Origin of the sequence: Alkalihalophilus lindianensis (assembly GCF_032843265.1) — a bacterium.
GTDB classification, from domain to species: domain Bacteria; phylum Bacillota; class Bacilli; order Bacillales; family Bacillaceae_D; genus Alkalihalophilus; species Alkalihalophilus lindianensis.
Genome location: NZ_JAWJBA010000948.1, coordinates 1 through 240, shown reverse-complemented (window position 1 = coordinate 240; position 240 = coordinate 1). Strand labels below are relative to the sequence as shown.

Sequence of the window (240 nt, the reverse complement as noted above, 5' to 3'; positions counted from 1 at the left end):
AACAAATCAGTTCCGAGAAGAAGCAGAGGCGTATGCCATTGGAAGCTTTCTTTTAGGGAGGCAGGCACTATCAATGATGCCATTCACACAATAAAAAGGCGAAGCAGAGGCTTCGCCTTTTTTACGTTTGAGCACGCTTAATGAACATTCTTTCGTCTTCAATCAGACCGCACGCACCACATTGTACTTTTAGTTCCGGTCCGCGGTATGGAGTATGAAAAGGGTCTAACTGATCGTTTG

General features: G+C 45.0%; 1 pseudogene. It reads right to left on the bottom strand.

From position 1 onward, the window contains the following. Positions 1 to 121 precede the first annotated feature (121 nt). Positions 122 to 240, bottom strand: a pseudogene (locus tag RYX56_RS24915) (DNA alkylation repair protein); the annotation flags it as partial.